We start from the raw sequence: 21055 nt of genomic DNA on the forward strand, positions 1-21055 counted from the left end.
TGCCCCTTTCCACATTTTTGTCCCTGTGTGGCTTAGAAGTCACGTTTGTAGAAAATATCCAGGGAGCTGGCCACGCCGCTCGCCACTTCCAGGTACACCTTCTTGCTCAACAGGTAGCGCAAGGCAATGGTGCTGGCCGGTTCGAACACGCCTACCCCATACCGCAGGCTGAGTTTCTCGGTGATCTTGCCGCTGGCCACCACGGCGGTGTTATTGCCGCTGCCCTGGGTGTCGAGTTCAAAGTCCTGGATGCCCAGGTTCTTCGCCAGGTCCGAGGTGACCCCGGCACTGCCCATCAAACCCAGGCCCAGCGCAGCCTGGGCCAGCATGTTGTTGTCTTCACCGCTGGTGCTCAGCGGACGCCCCAGCACCAGGTAGGACAGCGCCTGTTCCTGGCTCATGGCCGGTTCGGAGAAGATTTGCGTGGTGGGCTGTTCCGCGCTGCCACTGAGGCGGATACCGGCGACCACATCGCCCGTCTTGCGAATCGCTTCGATATCCAGGAACGGCTGGTCCAGCGGCCCGGCAAACAACAGCCGCGCACGCCGCACATCGAGCTTCTGGCCATAGGCGCGGTAGCGGCCATCGTTGAGCCATAGCTCGCCCCGGGTGTCGAGGTTGTCGCCGATGTGCACCTGGCCCTGGACCTTGGCGGTGAGGCCGAAGCCCGAGAAGTTGAGCTTGTCTTCGCCCACCACCACGTTGATATCCATCGCCATGGCCATCGGTGGTTTGCCCTCCTCGGTCTGGCTGCCGATGATCACCGTGTCATCGGAAACCTTGACCGTCGACGGCGGCAGCTCGCGCACAGTGATGTCGCCACGTGGGATGTGCACGTTGCCGGCGATGGCCAGCTTGTCGTTCTTCAGGCTGATTTTCAGGTCGGGCGCCACTTCCAGTACGGCGTAAGGTTCGACCGTGACCGGCAACTGCGAGCCTTGCAAACTGAGGTCCACCACCAGCGCCTTGCCCCAGTCGATCTGACCCTTGAGGCTGCCCTGCCCGGCCTTGCCACTGTGCCAGGCGCCGTTGAGCTGCACGCTTTCGCCGGCAATCAGCGCCTGCACATTCAGGCCTTCCAGGCTGATGGGCAGTTCCGGCCCGGAGATCTCGCCGCCCACCAGGTTGACGTTGCCGTTGACCTGGGGCGCCAGCAAGCCACCGGAAATACGGCCATTACCATTGAGCTTGCCGCTAAGGGTTTCCACCATCGGCACAAACGGCCGCGCCACGGAAAGGTCGAGGCCGGCCAGGTTGAAATTGCCGGTGATCGGTTTGTTTTTCGGCAACGGGTTGAGTTGCGCCTGCACCATCAATTCACCCAACTTGCCGCCACGGAAGTTGAGCTGCGTGTCGATGCGCTTGGGGTTGAGGGTGGTTTCCAGTTTCAGCGTGTCATAGGGGAAATCCAGCCACTGGTCCTTGTCCTTGACGCGCAGGGTGCCGCCACTGGCGTCCACCGAGACCATGCCTTTGGGGCCGCTGTCCGGGAGGTCCAGTTGCAGGTCGGCATTGAGCTTGCCCTGCCAGGCAAAATCCTTGGGCAGGAACGCCGCCAGGCTGTCGATGGGGAATTGCTTGAGGTGGTAGCGCAGCTTCGGCTCGGGCATCAGGCGCTGGTCTTCGCCGCACAGGCTGGCGGGGCCGGACACCCAGCAGTGCGCGGCAAATGTCAGCCTGCCATCAGCCATGCGTTCGATCTTGGCCGGCGTTTGCAGCTTCCAGTCCTGGCCGCCGGCTTGGACGTCGCCACTGGCCAGGCGCCCGCGCCAATTGCCTTTGTCGAGATTGCCGTCCAATGCCAGGGCCAGCTTGACCAAAGGGCCGGCCAGGTCCAGTTGGACTTTCTGGTGCTTGATATCGCCCTGGGCGCTGGCCGTCAGGGTGCCGACCTGGGTGTCGCCGGCCTGGATACCGCTGCCCTTGAGGTCGATTTTGGCGCGCTGGGCGTTATCCAGGTTGGCATCGAGGGTAAGGCTTTGCAGGCGGTTCTCGGCAAACGCCAGTTGCTGGCCCTTGAGGGCGAGTTTGCCCTGAGGCGCGTTGAGGCTGCCGGCCACGTCGAGCCGGCCATTGACCTGCCCGCGCAACTGCGGCCACAACTGGGCCAGGCGCGCCAGCTTGATATCGATCTGCCCGGCCAGGCGTTGTTGCAGGCTGCCGCTGCCGTTGATGCGGTTGTCGCCCAGGCGAATGTCCAGGTTGGCCAGGGTCCACTGCTCGCCCGCGCCTTCGGCCTTGGCCGCCAGCACCGCGGTTTGCCCGCGCAGGCGGCCCTTGAGGTCGAGGTCGGCATTGAGCTTGAGTTGCTCGTTCTTGAACTCGCCCTTGCTGCGCAGCGGCCCGGCCAGGGTGCCGGGCAGTTCCGCGACCCAGTACGCCGGGTTCAGCGCCGACAGGTCGAGGGCAGTGTCCCAGGCAATGCCATCGGCAAATTGCAGGTTCAGGTGACCCTCGGCCTTGCCCTGGCCGGCTGTGAGTTTCAGCTCGGGCAGGAAGATTTGCGTGAGGTCGCCACTGAACGGCGTGACCACATTGAACTTGCCCGCCGGGCCATCAAGGTCGGCCTTGAGATTGCCCAGGTAGTTGCCGTCTTTATAGGAAATCTCGCCATTGAACGTACGCAGGGTGACTTGCGGCTCGTCGATCACCGGATAGAGGCGATGCCAGGGGAAGTCCAGCCAGTCGACCTTGGCATCGGCGCTGAAGCCTTGTTGCCAGTCCAGATTGGCGCTGAGCTTGAGGCTTTGCTTGTCACCGGCATTCAGGTCCAGGCCGGCGATCTGCGCACCCTTGGCGTCGACCTTGCCTTGCAGCAGCAAGTTCACCGGGCCTTTTTCCGCCGGCAGCACGGCTTTGCCCTGCAGTTGGTAGCCACCGCTCAAATCACCTTGGGCGGTGAGGTCGAGTTGATTGAGTTGCAGGGTGTCGGGCAGCTCGGCGCTAGGCTTGAAGCCGTCGGCGGTGATGTGTAATTGCGCTGGGAGGTGTTCCACCAGGGGTTGAAGTTCTCCCGTGAGCTTGGCCGGCAAATAGCCCGTGCTGTCGGCGTCAAGCTTGAGGGTCTTGAGCAGGTCGCCCTCAACCTTGAGCGCCACCGTCCAGGGTGCATCATCTGGCGCATAGGGCAGGCTAAGGTTACCGCTGGCGCTCAACGGCCAGTCACCGGTGGGTTGCAGCAAGCCGGAAAGGTCCAGCACCAGGCCATCGCGTTGCAAATGCACCGAATCAATCTGCATGCCCGCGGCGGTCCAATGCGCCGCCAGTTGCAGGCCCTTGAGCTCTTCGCTGCCGTTGAACAGCAGGCTGCCGACGCGAACGTCGCCCAACTGGATGGCCAGCGGCAGTTTCAGGTCGGGTAGCTCGATCGGGCCGCTGCTCTGCTCGGTACTGGGTGGCAATTGCAGGCTGACTTGCTCGACGTCCAGTTGATTGATGCACAAGGTCAGGCGCAACAGGCAGGCCGGCGACCAATCCAGCTTGGGCGCCTGGAGTTCGATGCGGCTGCTGTCCTGCTGCAACAGCAAATGGTCGGCGCTCCATTGGCCGCCCAGATGCCCCTGGAAATTGTCGACACTCAAGCCCGGCACGCGGGCCAATACCCAGCGGCTGCCCGCCTGGGTGCCCAGCAGCGCCCACACTGCCAGCAACAACACGGCAAGGCTCGCCACCACGGCCAACCCCGCTATTTTCACACCACGCATCACAGCTCAGGCCCCATGGAAAAGTGCAATCGAATGCCGCCCGGGTCTTCCAGGGCATGGGCCAGGTCCAGGCGGATCGGGCCGACCGGCGACACCCAGCGGATACCGACGCCAACGCCGGTTTTAAGGCTGGGCATTTCCAGGGTATTGAACGAGTTGCCCTGGTCGACGAAGGTCGCGATCCGCCATTTCTCGGCGATGGAATATTGATACTCGGCGCTCAGGGCCACCATGTAGCGGCCACCGATGCGATCGCCCCGGTCGTTCTCCGGCGACAGTGTCTGGTACTCATAGCCCCGTACGCTCTGGTCGCCACCGGCAAAGAAACGCAGCGATGGCGGCACCGATTTGTAGCCGTTGGTGGCACTGCCGCCCACCTGCGCACGGGCCAGGAAGCGATGGTTGTCCCACAGCGTGGTCAGGCCTTTGACCATGGCGGTGCCGTAAAGCAGGTTGGTATCGGAGCCCAGGCCTTCCTTGGCGACTTTGGTGTCGAATTGCAGACGGTAGCCGTTGTGCGGGTCGATGCGGTTGTCGCTGCGCAGATAGGAATAGCTGACGCCCGGCATCACCAGGTTGCTCAGGCCGGAGTCATTGCCCAGGCGATATTCTTCACGCTGATACTTGAGCGAAATCACCCGGGTCCAGCCGCTGGGCAACTTGCTGTGCCACTCGGGGCCCACGGTGAGCAATTTACTCAGGGTGTCGGTATTGGCGATTTCTTCGTTCTGATAGCCACCGGCAAAGCGCAGTTTATCGGTGAGCGGTGGGTCCAGCGGTATGTCGTACCACAGGCCGACGTTCTGCCGCGGCGCCGACAGCTCGGCTTCCCAACCATAGCTGTGGCCCTGGGGGTTGACCCAGTGGCGGGTCCAGTTGGCTTTGCCACGCGGGCCGACGTCAGTGGAAAACCCCAGGCCCAGCCCCATGGTGCGCGGCTTGCGGGTCTCCAGGCGCACGGCCACCGGGATGATGTCATTGGTCGACGCGGCAGGGGCGGCGTCCACGCGCACGCCTTCAAAAAAGCCACTGGCTTGCAGGTTCTGGTTGAGTTCGGCGATCAGTTCGGAATCGTAGGGCGTGCCGCTTTTGAACGGCACCATGCGTTGCAGCAGCTCTTCGTCAAACGGCGTGTCGCCGGCGAAGCTGACTTTGCCCAATGTGTAGCGCGGGCCGCTGTCGTAGATGAGTTCGATATCGGCGACACCGGCCTTCGGGTCTACCGCAAGTTTCTGGCTTGTGAAGCGCCCGCTGAAAAAGCCGTAGCGCGAAGCCTGGTTCTGGATCAGGCGCTTGGCGTCTTCGTAATGGCCGTGGTTGAGCACAGCGCCGGCCTTGAGGTCGTTGCTGACGGGCACGCGAAAGGTCTTGAGGTCTGCGGCGGGGCCGTCGACCCGAATGGTCACGTTGCGCAAATGCACCGGTTCGCCGGGGTCGATGGTGAGGATCAGGCGCGGGTTCTTGCCGCCCTTCACTTCACTGTCGATCTGTGGCTGATAGAAGCCAAGGGCCTGGGCAGCTTTGCGCGCCTGCTCCTCGGCGCCACGGCTGAACCGCAGCAGGGCCTCTTCATCACGATCGCCCACCCCGCCGATATAGCCTTCGATGTTGGCTTTCAACGCGTCGTTCGAGGGCTTGATCCGCACGTCCAGTTCGCTTTGCGCCAACGCGCCGCAGCTTGTGAACAGCAGAATCAAGCCGCTGGTAAATCTTCCTGGAAACTTCATAGGCGCGGATGCTACACGAGCAAGGGAGACTCTTTGAACTCGGATTTATCTGAATAATTCTGTATTAAGCCGTTGCAGCATGTAACGACTGCGGATTGGGATGGAAAAACACATGTTCCAGGATCGGGCCTACCGCTACTTCACCGATTTCCTCGTAGCCCTGACGCTTATAGAACTCCAGGTAACGTGAATTCCCAGTGTCCAGCACCACACCGGATGAATGTGGGTCTTCGGCACACCAATTGTGCACGGCTTCCAGCAACTGCTCGCCGTAATGCTTACCCTGGAACTGCGGGTGAATGCCCAGCAACGGCAGTACATGTACCGACTCACTGGGCAGGCACGCCAGCACCGCGTGATGGTAGTCGAGGTAACGCCGTGTACCGCGCACGCCGGTGCTCAGCCACATGCGCAGTTGCCAGGCCCAGCTTTCGGTGATGCCCAGGCGCCGCTGCGGTGGCGCGATCAGGGCGATGCCGATCAGCCGGTCGTTGACGAACAGGCCGATGGCCGGCAGTTTCTGAAAGAAGTGCTGCTTGACCAACTCGCGCACGGTGGCGCGCACCCGTTGTTCATAACCGGGGCGCTCGGCTTCGAAGATGTAGGCGAAGGTCGGCTCATGCCGATAGGCCTGGTACAACAGGGACCGGGCCTCGCGGGAGTAACCGCTGTTGAGCAGGCGAATTTCAGCAATTGCAGTTGTAGTGTCCGGCATACCGTCAATCTCCCTGGGCGCGGCTCAAAAGGCAGCGTTCTTATGGGTACGAACCTACACAGCACGAGTCGTTCCCAGACATTAGCAGTGCATGTGCCCTACCGCCACGCTGGCCCCCGTCCGACTTGTCCGCTAGCATCGCCCTTTTGCCAGACTGGACTGCCGACCATGAAAATCGTCTCCTTCAATATCAACGGGCTGCGCGCCCGCCCTCATCAGTTGGCGGCGCTGATTGAAAAGCACCAGCCCGACGTGATCGGCTTGCAGGAAACCAAAGTCCACGATGACCAATTCCCGCTGGCCGAAGTGCAGGCCCTTGGCTATCACGTGTACTACCATGGGCAAAAAGGCCACTACGGGGTGGCGCTGCTCTCGCGCAAGGAAGCCCTGAGCGTGCACAAAGGCTTTGCCAGTGACGAAGAGGACGCCCAGCGTCGCTTTATCTGGGGCACCTTCGCCGACGCGAACGGCCACCCGGTCACCATCATGAACGGCTACTTCCCCCAGGGCGAAAGCCGCGACCACCCGACCAAGTTCCCGGCCAAGCAGCGCTTCTATGAAGACCTGCAGCAGCTGCTGGAAAGCCAGTTCAGCAACGACCAGGCGCTGGTGGTGATGGGCGACGTAAACATTTCCCCGGAAGACTGCGACATCGGCATCGGTGCCGACAACGCCAAGCGTTGGCTCAAGACCGGCAAATGCAGCTTCCTGCCGGAAGAGCGCGAATGGATGGCTCGCCTGAAAAACTGGGGCCTGGTGGACAGCTTCCGCCACCTCAACCCGGACGTGGCCGACCGCTTCAGCTGGTTCGACTACCGCAGCCGGGGCTTTGAAGACGAGCCCAAGCGTGGGCTGCGCATTGACGTGATCCTGGCCTCCAATGGCCTGCTTTCGCGGGTCAAGGATGCCGGGGTGGATTACGAGCTGCGTGGGCTGGAGAAGCCTTCGGACCATGCACCGATCTGGCTGGAACTGAGCTGATCGCAAAAAGTGGGAGTGGGCTTGCCCCTCCCACATTCAGCCTTGCGGCGCACCCGTCACATTTATGCAACCTGCCTGTCTTATTCTCGCGGCACTCCCTTTGGCTTGAGAAGGTGCCGGCATGAGGCTGCGCGTTCTGTTACTGCTGACCGTTTTTCCCCTCTTCGCCGTATCCGCTCCCCTGCCCCTTCCCGATCAAGGCCCGGCACTGCGTATCCAGGGCTCCAATACCATTGGCGCGGCGTTGGGTCCGGCACTGGCCAAGGGGCTGATGGAGCATCAGGGCTTGCAGGCGGTGCACAGCGAACCGGGCGAAGGCGTCAATGAACAGCGTGTGATCGGCAAGACGCGCCAAGGCAAGACCGTGACCATCGAGGTCGCGGCCCACGGATCGAGCACCGGGTTCACGGCGCTGAAAAAAGCCAGCGCCGATCTCGCCGCCTCGTCTCGCCCGATCAAGGACAGTGAACTGGTCGACCTTGAACCCCTGGGCGACCTGAAAAGCCCTGAAGCCGAACAAGTGATTGCCATCGACGGCCTGGCGATCATCCTCCACCCGCAGAGCCCGTTGAACACACTGAATACCGAGCAACTGGCGCAGATTTTCAATGGTGAGGTCAGTACCTGGGAGGCGCTGGGTGGAGTGGGCGGCCCCATTCATGTGTACGCACGGGATGATCAATCCGGCACCTACGACACGTTCAAGGAACTGGTATTGCGTCTGCGTGGCAAGCCGCTTGCCTCGGGTGCCAAGCGTTTCGAGTCCAGCGAGCAGCTGTCCGACGCGGTCAGCCAAGACCCGCAGGGTATCGGCTTTATCGGCCTGCCCTACGTACGCCAGGCCAAAGCCGTGGCGATTGTGGATGGCGATTCACAGCCCATGCTGGCGCTCAACAGCCTGATTGCTACCGAGGATTACCCGCTGTCACGCCGGTTGTTTTTCTACCTGCCGCCGTCCGGGCATAACCCGTGGGCCAAGGCGCTGGTGGACTTTACCCAGAGCGCCAAGGGCCAGGCGATTGTGGCCGCAAACGGGTTTATTGCGCAGCAGGTGCAGGCGATCGCCGTGCAACCGCGCCCGTCGATGCCCGATGATTATCAGGGTATCGCCCGCGACGCCCAGCGCCTGACGGTGAATTTTCGCTTTGAAGAAGGCAGCGCCAGCCTGGACAACAAGGCGCGCCAGGATCTGCAAAGGGTGGTGGCGTATCTGAAGAGCCACGACAAGCTGGATAAGCAGGTGACGCTGGTGGGCTTTGGCGATGCCAAGGATGACCCGCAGCGCGCCGCGCTACTGTCAAAGTTGCGGGCGATGGCGGTGCGTCGGGAGTTGGTGAAGAACGCCGTGGTGCTGCGCGATATCCGTGGGTTGGGTGCGCAGATGCCGGTGGCGGCGAATACGGCGGATGAAGGCCGGATCAAGAATCGGCGGGTGGAGGTTTGGGTTTACTGAGGGCTGATGGAGCTTCATTGCCTGATCCGGCCTCATCGGGGGCAAGCCCCCTCCCACACTTGGATGTGTTCACAGATCAAAATGTGGGAGGGGGCTTGCCCCCGATGCAGGCGACGCGGTGTTACTGCCCGCTGCGCATCAGCTCTTTAGGCACGTACTTGCCAATCTCGAACTTGCCGATGGCCGCCCGGTGCACTTCATCCGGGCCATCGGCCAGGCGCAAGGTACGTTGCATGGCGTACATGTAGGCCAGCGGGAAGTCGTTGGAAACGCCGGCGCCGCCGTGAATCTGGATTGCGCGGTCGATCACCTGCAAGGCCACGTTCGGCGCCACTACCTTGATCTGGGCGATTTCACTCTTCGCCACTTTGTTGCCCACGGTGTCCATCATGTACGCCGCTTTCAGGGTCAGCAGGCGCGCCATGTCGATCTCCATGCGTGAGTCGGCAATCTTGTCGATATTGCCACCCAACCGGGCCAGCGGCTTGCCGAACGCGGTCCGGCTGACGGAGCGTTTGCACATCAACTCCAACGCACGCTCAGCCATGCCGATGGAGCGCATGCAGTGGTGGATACGGCCTGGACCGAGGCGGCCCTGGGCGATTTCGAAACCCCGGCCTTCGCCGAGCAGGACATTTTCATAGGGCACACGGACGTTGTCGAAGAGTACCTCGGCGTGACCATGGGGCGCGTCGTCGTAGCCGAACACCGGCAGCGGGCGCACGATTTTCACACCCGGGGTGTCCACTGGCACCAGGATCATCGAGTGCTGCTGGTGGCGTGGCGCATCCGGGTTGCTCAGGCCCATGAAGATCAAGATCTTGCAGCGCGGATCGCAGGCCCCGGAGGTCCACCATTTCTTGCCGTTGATCACCCATTCGTCGCCCTGGCGCTCGGCGCGGGCGGCCATGTTGGTGGCGTCCGAGGAAGCGACGTCCGGCTCGGTCATGGCGAAGGCTGAGCGGATCTCACCGCGCAGCAAGGGCTCCAACCAACGTTGCTTCTGTTCTTCGTTGGCGTAGCGCACCAGCACTTCCATATTGCCGGTGTCGGGGGCGGAACAGTTGAACGGCTCCGGGCCCAGCAGGGAGCGCCCCATGATTTCGGCCAGTGGCGCGTATTCGAGGTTGGTGAGGCCGGCGCCCAGTTCGGATTCGGGCAGGAACAGGTTCCACAGGCCTTCGGCCTTCGCCTTGGCTTTCAACCCCTCCATGATTGCGGTGGGCTGCCAGCGGTCGCCTTCGCTGACCTGGCGTTCGAACACCGGCTCGGCCGGGTAAACGTAAGCGTCCATGAACGCAGTGACGCGTTCACGCAGTTCCTGAACCTTGGGCGAATAGGCGAAATCCATGAGCAGCTCCCTTCTCTGAGAGGTTGTTTAGGTCATGCAATCGATGCTAGAACAGCGTTGATAATTTACCTAGCCTATTCTCGGCGTGTATTAACATTCATCACCGATATATGATCGACGTATGGCCACCTAACAATAAGAGCGCTGCGAAATGAATCTGAGCAAGGTCGACCTCAACCTGTTTATCGTCTTTGACGCGATCTACACCGAAGCCAACCTGACCCGCGCCGGGCAGATTGTCGGCATCACCCAGCCGGCGGTGTCCAACGCGCTGGCGCGCCTGCGTGAGACCTTCAACGACCCGCTGTTCGTGCGCACCGCCCAGGGCATGGTGCCGACGCCGATGGCACAGAACATCATCGGCCCGGTGCGCAATGCGCTGTCGTTGCTGCGGGTATCAGTGCAGGAAAGCCGCATCTTCAACCCGCAACAGGCGGCCAAGACCTACCGCATCAGCATGACCGACCTCACCGAGGCGGTGATCCTGCCGCTGCTGTTCCAGCGCCTGCGTCGCCTGGCGCCCACGGTGGTGATCGAGAGTTTCCTGTCCAAGCGCCGCGAAACCACCAAGGAACTGGCCGCCGGGCGCCTGGATTTTGCCGTGGATGCGCCGCTCAACACGGACCCGCAGGTTCGCCACGTCAAGCTGATGGAAGACCGCTACGTGTGTGCCATGCGCAAGGGGCATCCGCTGGCCGGCAAGGACAAGCTCACGCTGGATGACTACCTGTCGCTGACCCACATCCATATTTCCAGCCGGCGCAACGGTCTGGGTCATGTGGACCTGGCCCTGGGCAAGATGGGCATCCAGCGCAAGATCGCCCTGCGCTCCCAGCATTACCTGATGGCCTCGCAGGTGCTGCAGCAGACCGACATGGTCATGACCGTGCCCGAGCGCTTCGCCCGCCGCCATGAACTGCACTGGTTCAACCTGCCGGTCAACGACGTACCGCCGGTGGAAACCCATCTGTACTGGCACGAAAGCACCGACCAGGACCCGGCCAACCGCTGGATGCGCGAGCAGATGATCGAGTTGTGCCAGCAGGTCACGGCCCATGAGAAGAAGCTGGATAAACAACAGGCGTGAGGTTGGCGAGCGTCCTGTGGGAGGGGACTTGCCCTCGATGGGTCGCGCAGCGACCCTTGACGTTTACGTCAACCTGCCAGTAGCTTAACGCCAAGACCTCCTTGAGCGCCCCCATGAGCACGACTTACAGCATCTCCGACCTCGCCCGCGAGCTCGACATCACCACCCGCGCCATTCGCTTCTACGAAGAACAAGGCCTGCTGGCCCCGGAACGCCGGGGCCAGGAGCGCATCTACTCGGCGCGCGACAAGGTCAGCCTCAAACTGATCCTGCGGGGCAAGCGCATCGGTTTTTCCCTGGCCGAGTGCCGCGAGCTGATCGAACTCTACGACCCCACCAGTGGCAACCACGTGCAACTCAACAGCATGCTGGCAAAAATCGCCGAGCGCCGCGAGCAGCTGGAACAGCAACTGCTGGACATCGAACAGATGAAGCTGGAACTGGACACCGCCGAAGAGCGCTGCACCCAGGCCCTGGCCCACACCCTGCGCCAGGCCGACCACTGATCAGAAGGTAATTGCCATGTCCCTCCCCTCACACGTGCGCCTGGTGGAAGTCGGCCCGCGCGATGGTTTGCAGAACGAAGCCCAACCCATCAGCGTGGCGGACAAGGTCCGTTTGGTGGACGCCCTCAGCGCTGCCGGCTTGCGCTATATCGAGGTCGGCAGTTTTGTCTCGCCCAAGTGGGTGCCGCAAATGGCCGGTTCCGCCGAGGTATTTGCGCAGATCCAGCGCAAGCCCGGTGTGACTTATGGTGCGCTGGCGCCGAACCTGCGCGGGTTTGACGACGCGCTGGCGGCTGGCGTTAAGGAAGTGGCGGTGTTTGCCGCTGCGTCCGAGGCGTTTTCCCAGCGCAATATCAATTGCTCCATCAGTGAAAGCCTGGAGCGCTTCGCGCCGATCATGGCGGCGGCCAGGCAGCATGGGGTCAGCGTGCGGGGCTATGTGTCCTGCGTGCTGGGGTGCCCGTATGAAGGCGAGATCGCGCCGGGACAGGTCGCGGCGGTGGCGCGGGAGCTGTATGCCATGGGCTGCTACGAGGTGTCTCTGGGCGACACCATCGGCACCGGCACGGCAGGCGCCACGCGACGGCTGTTCGAGGTGGTCGCGGCGCAGGTGCCACGGGACAAGCTGGCGGGGCACTTCCATGACACCTATGGCCAGGCCATCGCGAATATCTACGCCAGCCTGCTGGAAGGCATCACGGTGTTCGACAGCTCTATCGCGGGCCTCGGCGGCTGCCCCTATGCCAAGGGCGCCAGCGGTAACGTCGCCACCGAAGACGTGTTGTACCTGCTCGACGGCCTGGGCATCGAGACCGGTATCGACCTTGAGGCATTGATTGGCGCGGGGCAGCAGATCAGCAGCGTACTGGGCCGGCCAACAGGATCGCGTGTGGCCAAGGCGCGTGACGCCGTTTGAGTAGCTTAGCCGTGACAATGTGTTACCGCACGCCTACACATCGAGTAACACGGGAACATATTTTGTCGTATTTGCCGTAGGCCAATCCCTACGCAAAAATCAAATCATTGATTTTAAAGGGTTTTAAAAAGTTGGCACGGGTTCTGCTATCTCTATCGCATAACAAGAATAAAAAGCGCCAAACCTAATAAAAATAAGACGAAACGACTCTGACATAACAAAAACAACACGGCAGAGACGCAGCTAACAGATTTTTTTGGAGAAGATGTGCTTTGCAGGGTACGGCATGCCGAAACCCGCAACCGGTCAGAGAAAAATAAAACTACCTCAGGTAGCTGCCCACTGGTTGGATCATCACGAAGAAGCAGATCAGCGCTCAAAAAAATACGTTTGCTCTTGATCCCGGATGGGGGTCGCCAAAAACAGCGGTAAAGGGTAACGGTTGCCAAAAACAACAATAGACCGCCCCTCAATAATAAAAAAAGAGCACGCAACGACAAATTAAAGGGGACCCTCGGGTCCCCTTTGTGCATTCAGGGATTTACTCCTGCCCTGCCCCCAACTCCTCCATGGAAATCTCGCGCATGCGGAATTTCTGGATCTTGCCCGTTACCGTCATCGGAAACTCCTCTACGAACTTGAAGTGCTTGGGCGTCTTGAAGTGCGCGATGCGGCCCTTGCACCAGGTTTGCAGCTCCAGTTCATTGGCGACATGGCCGGGGTGGAACTTGATCCAGGCAACGATGGCTTCACCGTAGCGCGCATCCGGAATGCCGATGACCTGCACATCCGCCACCGCCGGATGGGTAAAGAAAAACTCCTCCAGCTCACGCGGGTACACGTTCTCGCCGCCGCGAATGATCATGTCCTTGTTGCGCCCGGCGATGCATACGTAGCCGTGGGCATCCATGCTTGCCAGGTCGCCGGTGTGCATCCAGCCGGCGTCGTCGATGGCCTCGCGCGTGGCGTCGGGGTTGTTCCAGTAGCCGAGCATCACGCTGTAGCCGCGGGTGCACAATTCGCCGATTTCTCCACGCGCCACCGTGTTGCCGTCTGCATCGATGATCTTGCTTTCCAATTGTGGCTGGGTGCGCCCGACCGTGGTCACACGGCGCTCCAGGTCATCGTCCGCTCCGGTTTGCAGCGACACCGGGCTGGTCTCGGTCATGCCGTAGGCAATCTGGACCTCGCGCATGTGCAGTTCGCTGATGACCCGGCGCATCACCTCGATGGGACACGTGGCGCCAGCCATGATGCCGGTGCGCAGCGTAGACAGGTCAAAGTCGCCCAGCTGTGGGTGATCGAGCAGGGCGATGAACATGGTGGGTACGCCGTAAAGACCGGTGGCGCGTTCTTCGGCGACGGTGGTGAGGGTCAGCAGCGGGTCGAAGCCGTCGTTCGGATAGATCATGGTGGTGCCATGGGTGATGCAGCCCAGGTTGCCCATGACCATGCCGAAGCAGTGATACAGCGGCACCGGGATCACCAGGCGATCTTGCGCGGTCAGGCCCAGGCTTTCGCCGACCATGTAGCCGTTATTGAGGATGTTGTGATGACTGAGGGTGGCGCCCTTGGGGAAGCCGGTGGTGCCGGAGGTGTACTGGATATTCACGGGCTGATCGAAGTGCAGGCTGGCCTGGCGACTGTGCAACTGTTCGGGCGCAATGCCAGCGCCGAGCGCGGCCAGTTGCGACCACGGCATGAACCCTGCGGGCGGTTTGGGATCGAGGCTGATGAGGCCGCGCACGTCCGGTTTCAGCTCCTGCAGCATGGCGTGGTAATCGGAGCTTTTGAATGAGCCGGCGCACACCAGCCACTGGCAGCCGGACTGCTTGAGCACGTAGTCCAACTCGCTGCTGCGATAGGCCGGGTTGATGTTGACCAGGATCACCCCGAGCTTGGCACTGGCAATCTGGCTGATGCACCACTCGGCACAATTGGGTGCCCAGATGCCCAGGCGGTCGCCCGTTTGCATGCCCAGGGCCATGAACGCCCGCGCGTGCAAATCGACAGTCTCCGCCAGTTGTCGCCAGGTGTAGCGACGTTGTTGATGACGCACCACCAGGGCCTCGCCATCGGGGAACTGCGCAACGGTTCGGTCAAAGGCTTGGCCAATCGTCATGGCCAGCAAGGTCTTGTCCTGTGAGCCGCGGCTGTAGCTCTGGTTCGGTTGTTCCATAACGACCCCTGTTGTCTTTTTTGTAGGTTGACGTAAACGTAAACTACGATTGACAGCGCCGCAACGCAAGCTTACGTTAACGTAAAGGTGAGCGCCCTCCCCTGGCGCCCCATCCACACAACAACAATGCTCACATTAAGGTGCCTGTCCATGAGTTACCCGTCCCTGAACTTCGCCCTCGGTGAAACCATCGACATGCTGCGCGACCAGGTGCAGTCCTTTGTGGGCAAGGAAATCGCGCCCCGTGCGGCGCAGATCGACATCGACAACCTGTTCCCCGCCGACCTGTGGCGCAAGTTCGGTGACATGGGCCTGCTGGGCATCACCGTGCCTGAAGAATACGGCGGCGCCGGCCTGGGCTACCTGGCCCACGTGGTGGCCATGGAAGAGATCAGCCGCGGCTCGGCCTCGGTGGCGCTGTCCTATGGCGCACACTCCAACCTGTGTGTGAACCAGATCAACCGCAACGGCAATCACGCGCAGAAACTCAAATACCTGCCCAAGCTCATCAGTGGCGAACACGTCGGCGCCCTGGCCATGAGCGAGCCAAACGCCGGCTCCGATGTGGTCTCGATGAAGCTGCGCGCCGATAAGCGCGGCGACTATTACGTACTCAACGGCAGCAAGACCTGGATCACCAACGGCCCCGATGCCAGCACCTATGTGATCTACGCCAAGACCGACCTGGAAAAAGGCCCGCACGGCATCACCGCGTTTATCGTCGAGCGCGACTGGAAGGGCTTCAGCCGCAGCAACAAGTTCGACAAGCTGGGCATGCGCGGCTCCAACACCTGCGAGCTGTTTTTCGATGATGTGGAAGTGCCCGAAGAAAACATCCTCGGCGCGCTCAACGGCGGCGTGAAAGTGCTGATGAGCGGACTCGACTACGAGCGCGTGGTGCTCTCCGGCGGCCCTACCGGAATCATGCAAGCGTGCATGGACCTGATCGTGCCCTACATTCACGACCGCAAGCAGTTCGGCCAGAGCATCGGCGAATTCCAGCTGATCCAGGGCAAGGTTGCCGACATGTACACCCAGCTCAACGCCAGCCGCGCCTACCTCTACGCGGTAGCCCAGGCTTGCGAGCGTGGCGAGACCACGCGCAAGGATGCCGCCGGGGTGATCCTCTACAGTGCCGAACGCGCCACGCAAATGGCCCTGGACGCGATCCAGATCCTGGGTGGCAACGGCTACATCAACGAATTCCCGGCCGGGCGCCTGCTGCGCGACGCCAAGCTGTATGAGATCGGCGCCGGCACCAGTGAAATCCGGCGGATGCTGATCGGTCGCGAACTCTTCAACGAAACCCGCTGAAGGAGCGCACCATGGCCACCTTGCACACCCAGCTCAACCCGCGTTCGGCGGAGTTTGCCGCCAACAGCGCGGCGATGCGCCAACAGGTCGACGCCCTGCACACCCTGCTCGCCCACGTGCAGCAAGGCGGCGGCGCCAAGGCACAGGAGCGACACACCTCACGCGGCAAGTTGCTGCCCCGCGAGCGTATCAATCGTTTGCTCGACCCGGGCTCGCCGTTCCTTGAACTCAGCCAACTGGCCGCCCATCAGGTGTACGGCGAAGACGTGCCGGCCGCCGGGGTGATTGCCGGGATCGGCCGCGTGGAAGGCGTCGAATGCATGATCGTCGCCAACGACGCCACGGTCAAAGGCGGCTCCTACTACCCGCTCACCGTCAAAAAACACCTGCGCGCCCAGACCATCGCCGAACAGAACCGCCTGCCGTGCATCTACCTGGTGGACTCTGGCGGCGCCAACCTGCCGCGCCAGGACGAAGTGTTTCCCGACCGCGAGCACTTCGGGCGGATCTTCTTCAACCAGGCCAACATGAGCGCCCAGGGCATCCCACAGATTGCGGTGGTGATGGGTTCGTGCACCGCCGGTGGCGCCTATGTGCCAGCCATGGCCGACGAAGCAATCATGGTGCGCGACCAGGCCACCATCTTCCTCGCCGGTCCACCGTTGGTGAAGGCGGCGACCGGTGAAGTGGTGAGTGCCGAAGACCTCGGTGGGGCCGATGTGCACTGCAGGATTTCCGGGGTGGCCGATCACTATGCCGACAGCGATGAGCATGCACTGGCGCTGGCCCGGCGCAGCGTGGCGAACCTCAACTGGCGCAAACAAGGCCAGTTGCTGCAACGTTCGCCGGTAGCTCCGCTGTACAGCAGTGAAGAGTTGTACGGCGTGATCCCGGCCGACGCCAAGCAGCCGTTTGATGTGCGCGAAGTCATTGCACGGCTGGTGGACGGTTCGGTGTTCGATGAATTCAAGGCGCTGTTTGGCACCACCCTGGTGTGCGGCTTTGCCCACCTGCACGGCTACCCGATTGCGATCCTGGCCAACAACGGGATTCTGTTTGCCGAAGCGGCGCAAAAAGGCGCGCATTTTATCGAGCTGGCGTGTCAGCGCGGCATTCCCTTGTTGTTCCTGCAGAACATCACCGGCTTCATGGTCGGCCAGAAGTACGAAGCCGGCGGCATCGCCAAGCATGGCGCCAAGCTGGTCACCGCCGTGGCCTGCGCCAAGGTGCCGAAGTTCACGGTGATCATCGGCGGCAGCTTTGGCGCGGGTAACTACGGCATGTGTGGCCGCGCCTATGACCCGCGCTTTTTGTGGATGTGGCCCAACGCACGCATTGGCGTGATGGGCGCCGAACAGGCGGCGGGTGTGCTCGTGCAGGTCAAGCGCGAGCAGGCCGAACGCGCCGGTACAGCGTTCAGCACGGAAGAAGAAGCCGCGATCAAGCAGCCGATCCTCGACCAGTACGAAACCCAGGGTCATCCCTACTACTCCAGCGCACGCCTGTGGGACGACGGTGTGATCGACCCGTTGCAGACCCGTGACGTGCTGGCGCTGGCCTTGTCCGCGTCGCTGAATGCCCCCATCGAGCCGAGCCGCTTCGGCGTGTTCCGCATGTAAATGGAGCTGTACCCCATGAGCGATTTCAACACCCTCGAACTGATCATCGACCCCCGTGGCTTTGCCACGCTGTGGCTCAGTCGTGAAGCCAAGAACAACGCGTTCAACGCCGAGATGATCCGCGAGCTGATCATCGCCCTCGATCGGGTACAAGGCGATCCGTCCCTGCGCTTCCTGGTCCTGCGCGGGCGCGGCAAGCACTTCAGCGCCGGCGCCGACCTGGCCTGGATGCAGCAGTCGGCCGAGTTGGATTACCACACCAACCTGGACGATGCCCGCGAACTCGCGGAGCTGATGTACAACCTGGCCAAAATGAAAATCCCGACCCTGGCGGTGGTGCAAGGCGCGGCCTACGGGGGCGCACTCGGCTTGATCAGTTGCTGCGACATGGCGATTGGTGCCGATGATGCGCAGTTCTGCTTGTCGGAAGTGCGCATCGGCCTGGCGCCGGCGGTGATCAGCCCGTTCGTGGTGCAAGCCATCGGCGAACGCGCAGCACGGCGCTATGCCCTGACCGCCGAACGCTTTGGCGGCCAGCGCGCACGCGACATCGGCTTGCTGGCGGAAAGCTATCCCATCGGCGAGCTGGACCATCAGGTCGAACAGTGGATCGCCAACCTGCTGCACAACAGCCCGGCTGCCATGCGCGCCAGCAAAGACCTGTTGCGCGAAGTGGGCAACGGTGCCCTCACCCCAGCGCTGCGCCGCTATTGCGAAAACGCCATTGCGCGCATCCGGGTCAGCACCGAGGGCCAGGAAGGCTTGCGCGCGTTCCTGCAAAAACGTCCACCGAGCTGGCAGCCCCAGGAGCCGCGTTCATGAGTAAATTGACAACCCTGCTGGTGGCCAACCGTGGCGAGATTGCCTGCCGCGTGATGCGCACCGCCAAGGCCATGGGCCTGACCACCGTGGCGGTGCACAGCGCCATCGACCGCGATGCACGGCACAGCCGTGAGGCGGATATTCGCGTCGACCTGGGCGGCAGCAAGGCTACCGACAGCTACCTGCAAATCGACAAGCTGATCGCCGCCGCCCAGTCCAGCGGCGCCCAGGCGATCCATCCGGGGTACGGTTTTCTGTCGGAGAACGCCGGGTTTGCCCGTGCGATTGAAGCCGCCGGGTTGATCTTCCTCGGGCCGCCCGCCTCCGCCATCGATGCCATGGGCAGCAAGTCGGCCGCCAAGGCGCTGATGGAAACCGCAGGCGTGCCCCTGGTGCCGGGCTATCACGGCGACGCCCAGGACCTGGACACCTTCCGCGCCGCCTGCGAGCGCATTGGCTACCCGGTACTGCTCAAGGCCACGGCCGGTGGCGGCGGCAAGGGCATGAAGGTGGTCGAGGACGTCAGCCAGTTGGCCGAGGCGCTCGCTTCGGCCCAGCGAGAAGCGCTGTCGTCTTTCGGCAATGGGCAGATGCTGGTGGAGAAATACCTGCTCAAGCCACGTCATGTGGAGATCCAGGTGTTCGCCGATCAACACGGGCATTGCCTGTACCTCAACGAACGGGACTGCTCGATTCAGCGTCGCCATCAAAAAGTCGTCGAGGAAGCGCCGGCACCGGGGTTGAGTGTTGAACAACGCAAGGCCATGGGCGAGGCGGCTGTGCGTGCGGCCCAGGCCATCGGTTATGTCGGTGCTGGCACTGTGGAGTTTTTGCTCGACGCGCGTGGCGATTTCTTCTTCATGGAGATGAACACGCGACTGCAGGTGGAGCACCCCGTCACCGAAGCGATTACCGGCCTGGATCTGGTGGCCTGGCAGATTCGTGTCGCCCAGGGCGAGGCGCTGCCGATCACCCAGGAACAGGTGCCGCTGGTCGGCCATGCGATCGAAGTGCGGCTGTATGCCGAGGATCCGGCCAATGACTTCCTGCCTGCCACCGGGCACCTGGCGCTGTATCGCGAATCCGCACCCGGACCAGGGCGCCGTGTGGACAGCGGTGTCGAGCAAGGCGACAACGTCTCGCCGTTCTATGACCCCATGCTCGGCAAGCTGATTGCCTGGGGCGAGGACCGTGAACAGGCGCGGTTGCGGTTGTTGGGCATGCTGGATGAGTTTGCCATCGGCGGGCTCAAGACCAACCTGGGTTTTCTGCGGCGCATTATCGGGCATCCGGCGTTTGCGGATGCGGAACTGGATACCGGATTCATTCCGCGCTATCAGGATGACTTGTTGCCCGAGGCCGGTGAACTGGGTGATGAATTCTGGCAGGCGGCCGCCGCGGCATACATGCAGAGCCTGCCACCATCGGATGGACCCTGGGCAGCTAAACGCGGCTTTCGCGCCGGGCTGCCTGCCGAGGTGTCACTGCATTTGAGTTGCAATGGCCAGGACCGACTGGTCACGCAGGCCGCCCAGGCGCCACAGTTGCGTGGCGAACAGTTGCTGATCGAACAACAGGGCGTGCGTCGCAGCCATCTGGCGGTACGCCATGACCACACGGTGTATCTGCGTTGGGACGGCGAGATGCGCGGCGTATCGTTGTTCGATCCGATTGCTGCAGTCGAGGCCAACCAATCCCATCAGGGTGGGCTGACAGCCCCGATGAATGGGAGCATCGTACGGGTGCTGGTAGAGGTGGGCCAACCGGTGGAAGCCGGCACGCAACTGGTGGTGCTGGAAGCCATGAAAATGGAACACAGCATCCGTGCGCCCCAGGCCGGGGTGGTCAAGGCACTGTTCTGCCAGGAAGGCGAAATGGTTGCCGAAGGTTGCACTTTGGTGGAGCTTGAAACGGCTGGTTAAAATTTTGCCGTGGCCTGTACGACGACGCCCAGGAGGCGGCAATCGTCGGTCAGCAACTGCTTCGGGTAGGTGGGATTGAGCGGCACCAGGTAACGCTGGCCGCTCTCCTCCAGCAACTGGCGAAAGGTCGCCCGGGGGCTCCCGACCCACTGGGCCACCACTAATTTACCGGGCTCGGCGGCAATGGCCGGGTCCACCAGGATCATCATGCCCGCACTGATGCTCAGGCCACTGGGTGCGGTCATGGCGTCGCCGGTGACCGGCAGCCAGAAGGCTTCGCCCCGGGCGTGGTAATCCGTCAGCTCGAAGCGGGCAGCGCCGTAAGGTGTACGCGGCTCACGCACTTCGCACAACCCATTCCAATCGCTGACCGGATAACGGAAATACGGGTTGTAGTTTTTCTCCGCAGGCGGCTCATCGACCCGCTCGCGAATATCCAGCGCGACCTCCAGATAGCCCAGCCCCAGCGCCGCCAGCACCCGATTCATGTCCACCAGGCTCGGCGCACGGCGCTTGTTAAGCCAATGGCCGACGCCGCCCTGGGACATGCCCAGGCGCTCAGCCAGTTCACCTTGCGTGACCTTGCGGTCTTCCATGTTGGCCTTGACCAACGCGATCCAGTTATCCATGGGCGCTGACAATACGTCACGCAGTTTCCAGGGCAATAAACAGTTTGTAGTAATCCATAAAACGACATAAATACGATACGTACTATCATCGAGCATAAGGTTTTCGACACCCACCCCAGAGTACCGCCCC

At 62.1% G+C, this 21055-nt stretch carries 15 protein-coding genes; 9 read left to right on the forward strand and 6 right to left on the reverse strand.

The features are described from left to right. Window positions 1–32: 32 nt before the first annotated feature. The 3 genes from BM026_RS07945 to BM026_RS07955 form a co-directional block, all read right to left on the reverse strand. Window positions 33–3704 (reverse strand): translocation/assembly module TamB domain-containing protein, encoded by a 3672-nt coding sequence (locus BM026_RS07945; protein ID WP_093527945.1) that lies wholly within the window; start codon window positions 3702–3704, stop codon window positions 33–35. Next, complete coding sequence (locus BM026_RS07950) at window positions 3704–5431, reverse strand: autotransporter assembly complex protein TamA (protein ID WP_092244878.1); 1728 nt, start codon at window positions 5429–5431, stop codon at window positions 3704–3706. The genes BM026_RS07945 and BM026_RS07950 overlap by 1 nt, the downstream gene beginning before the upstream one ends. Before the next feature lie 64 nt (window positions 5432–5495). Continuing rightward, window positions 5496–6146 carry a GNAT family N-acetyltransferase gene (locus BM026_RS07955; RefSeq protein WP_071491988.1) on the reverse strand — a complete coding sequence of 217 codons (651 nt, stop codon included), beginning with the start codon at window positions 6144–6146 and terminating at the stop codon, window positions 5496–5498. 168 nt (window positions 6147–6314) lie between these two features. On the opposite strand from BM026_RS07955, the gene xthA reads away from it, so the two are divergent. Further along, complete coding sequence (xthA, locus tag BM026_RS07960; protein ID WP_093124042.1) at window positions 6315–7127, forward strand: exodeoxyribonuclease III; 813 nt, start codon at window positions 6315–6317, stop codon at window positions 7125–7127. Window positions 7128–7248: 121 nt separating this feature from the next. Beyond that, entirely contained in the window at window positions 7249–8580 is a 1332-nt protein-coding gene (locus tag BM026_RS07965) for a substrate-binding domain-containing protein (RefSeq protein WP_093527948.1), read from the forward strand. 121 nt (window positions 8581–8701) lie between these two features. Here BM026_RS07965 and BM026_RS07970 read toward each other — a convergent pair whose 3' ends face one another. Further along, on the reverse strand, window positions 8702–9931 hold the full coding sequence (locus tag BM026_RS07970; RefSeq protein ID WP_093527951.1) for an acyl-CoA dehydrogenase: 1230 nt from the start codon (window positions 9929–9931) through the stop codon (window positions 8702–8704). 151 nt (window positions 9932–10082) lie between these two features. Between BM026_RS07970 and BM026_RS07975 the strand changes: the two genes are divergently transcribed. The 3 genes from BM026_RS07975 to BM026_RS07985 all read left to right on the forward strand — a co-directional run bounded on the left by BM026_RS07975 (window position 10083) and on the right by BM026_RS07985 (window position 12440). After that, complete coding sequence (locus BM026_RS07975) at window positions 10083–11018, forward strand: LysR family transcriptional regulator (RefSeq protein ID WP_071491992.1); 936 nt, start codon at window positions 10083–10085, stop codon at window positions 11016–11018. A 113-nt stretch (window positions 11019–11131) separates the two neighbouring features. Next, on the forward strand, window positions 11132–11524 hold the full coding sequence (locus tag BM026_RS07980) for a MerR family transcriptional regulator (RefSeq protein WP_071491993.1): 393 nt from the start codon (window positions 11132–11134) through the stop codon (window positions 11522–11524). A 16-nt stretch (window positions 11525–11540) separates the two neighbouring features. Beyond that, window positions 11541–12440, forward strand: a complete 900-nt coding sequence (locus tag BM026_RS07985; RefSeq protein ID WP_093527954.1) for a hydroxymethylglutaryl-CoA lyase — start codon at window positions 11541–11543, stop codon at window positions 12438–12440. 541 nt (window positions 12441–12981) lie between these two features. Here BM026_RS07985 and BM026_RS07990 read toward each other — a convergent pair. Beyond that, a complete protein-coding gene (locus BM026_RS07990) occupies window positions 12982–14619 on the reverse strand; it encodes an AMP-binding protein (protein ID WP_093527957.1) in 1638 nt (545 codons plus the stop codon). Window positions 14620–14769: 150 nt separating this feature from the next. Here BM026_RS07990 and BM026_RS07995 point away from each other — a divergent pair, with 150 nt between their 5' ends. From BM026_RS07995 to BM026_RS08010, 4 genes are read left to right on the forward strand one after another with little or no spacing between them, the layout of a single operon-like run. Continuing rightward, the gene (locus tag BM026_RS07995) at window positions 14770–15933 is read left to right on the forward strand and encodes an isovaleryl-CoA dehydrogenase (protein WP_093527960.1); all 1164 of its coding nucleotides are present in this window, start codon (window positions 14770–14772) and stop codon (window positions 15931–15933) included. Between the two features lie 11 nt (window positions 15934–15944). Further along, window positions 15945–17552: a carboxyl transferase domain-containing protein gene (locus tag BM026_RS08000; protein WP_092244856.1), complete on the forward strand. Its 1608-nt coding sequence runs from the start codon at window positions 15945–15947 to the stop codon at window positions 17550–17552. A gap of 15 nt (window positions 17553–17567) precedes the next feature. Next, on the forward strand, window positions 17568–18374 hold the full coding sequence (locus BM026_RS08005) for a gamma-carboxygeranoyl-CoA hydratase (protein ID WP_092244853.1): 807 nt from the start codon (window positions 17568–17570) through the stop codon (window positions 18372–18374). Further along, complete coding sequence (locus BM026_RS08010; protein WP_093527963.1) at window positions 18371–20296, forward strand: acetyl/propionyl/methylcrotonyl-CoA carboxylase subunit alpha; 1926 nt, start codon at window positions 18371–18373, stop codon at window positions 20294–20296. The genes BM026_RS08005 and BM026_RS08010 overlap by 4 nt, the downstream gene beginning before the upstream one ends. Here BM026_RS08010 and BM026_RS08015 read toward each other — a convergent pair. Continuing rightward, window positions 20293–20925, reverse strand: a complete 633-nt coding sequence (locus tag BM026_RS08015) for a LexA family protein (protein WP_071492000.1) — start codon at window positions 20923–20925, stop codon at window positions 20293–20295. The genes BM026_RS08010 and BM026_RS08015 overlap by 4 nt on opposite strands. Window positions 20926–21055: the final 130 nt, after the last annotated feature.

Source organism: Pseudomonas sp. NFPP24 (assembly GCF_900112095.1).
Classification (GTDB): Bacteria; Pseudomonadota; Gammaproteobacteria; order Pseudomonadales; family Pseudomonadaceae; genus Aquipseudomonas; species Aquipseudomonas extremorientalis.

Bases quoted from the DNA above. Each gene is read 5' to 3' on its own strand.
- BM026_RS07970 (WP_093527951.1), bottom strand. From the start codon at position 9,931: ATGGATTTCGCCTATTCGCCCAAGGTTCAGGAACTGCGTGAACGCGTC.
- BM026_RS07980 (WP_071491993.1), top strand. From the start codon at position 11,132: ATGAGCACGACTTACAGCATCTCCGACCTCGCCCGCGAGCTCGACATC.
- BM026_RS07955 (WP_071491988.1), bottom strand. From the start codon at position 6,146: ATGCCGGACACTACAACTGCAATTGCTGAAATTCGCCTGCTCAACAGC.
- BM026_RS08015 (WP_071492000.1), bottom strand. From the start codon at position 20,925: ATGGATAACTGGATCGCGTTGGTCAAGGCCAACATGGAAGACCGCAAG.
- BM026_RS08000 (WP_092244856.1), top strand. From the start codon at position 15,945: ATGGCCACCTTGCACACCCAGCTCAACCCGCGTTCGGCGGAGTTTGCC.
- BM026_RS08010 (WP_093527963.1), top strand. From the start codon at position 18,371: ATGAGTAAATTGACAACCCTGCTGGTGGCCAACCGTGGCGAGATTGCC.
- BM026_RS07975 (WP_071491992.1), top strand. From the start codon at position 10,083: ATGAATCTGAGCAAGGTCGACCTCAACCTGTTTATCGTCTTTGACGCG.
- BM026_RS07945 (WP_093527945.1), bottom strand. From the start codon at position 3,704: ATGCGTGGTGTGAAAATAGCGGGGTTGGCCGTGGTGGCGAGCCTTGCC.
- BM026_RS07990 (WP_093527957.1), bottom strand. From the start codon at position 14,619: ATGGAACAACCGAACCAGAGCTACAGCCGCGGCTCACAGGACAAGACC.
- BM026_RS07965 (WP_093527948.1), top strand. From the start codon at position 7,249: ATGAGGCTGCGCGTTCTGTTACTGCTGACCGTTTTTCCCCTCTTCGCC.
- BM026_RS07950 (WP_092244878.1), bottom strand. From the start codon at position 5,431: ATGAAGTTTCCAGGAAGATTTACCAGCGGCTTGATTCTGCTGTTCACA.
- BM026_RS07985 (WP_093527954.1), top strand. From the start codon at position 11,541: ATGTCCCTCCCCTCACACGTGCGCCTGGTGGAAGTCGGCCCGCGCGAT.
- BM026_RS08005 (WP_092244853.1), top strand. From the start codon at position 17,568: ATGAGCGATTTCAACACCCTCGAACTGATCATCGACCCCCGTGGCTTT.
- BM026_RS07995 (WP_093527960.1), top strand. From the start codon at position 14,770: ATGAGTTACCCGTCCCTGAACTTCGCCCTCGGTGAAACCATCGACATG.
- xthA (WP_093124042.1), top strand. From the start codon at position 6,315: ATGAAAATCGTCTCCTTCAATATCAACGGGCTGCGCGCCCGCCCTCAT.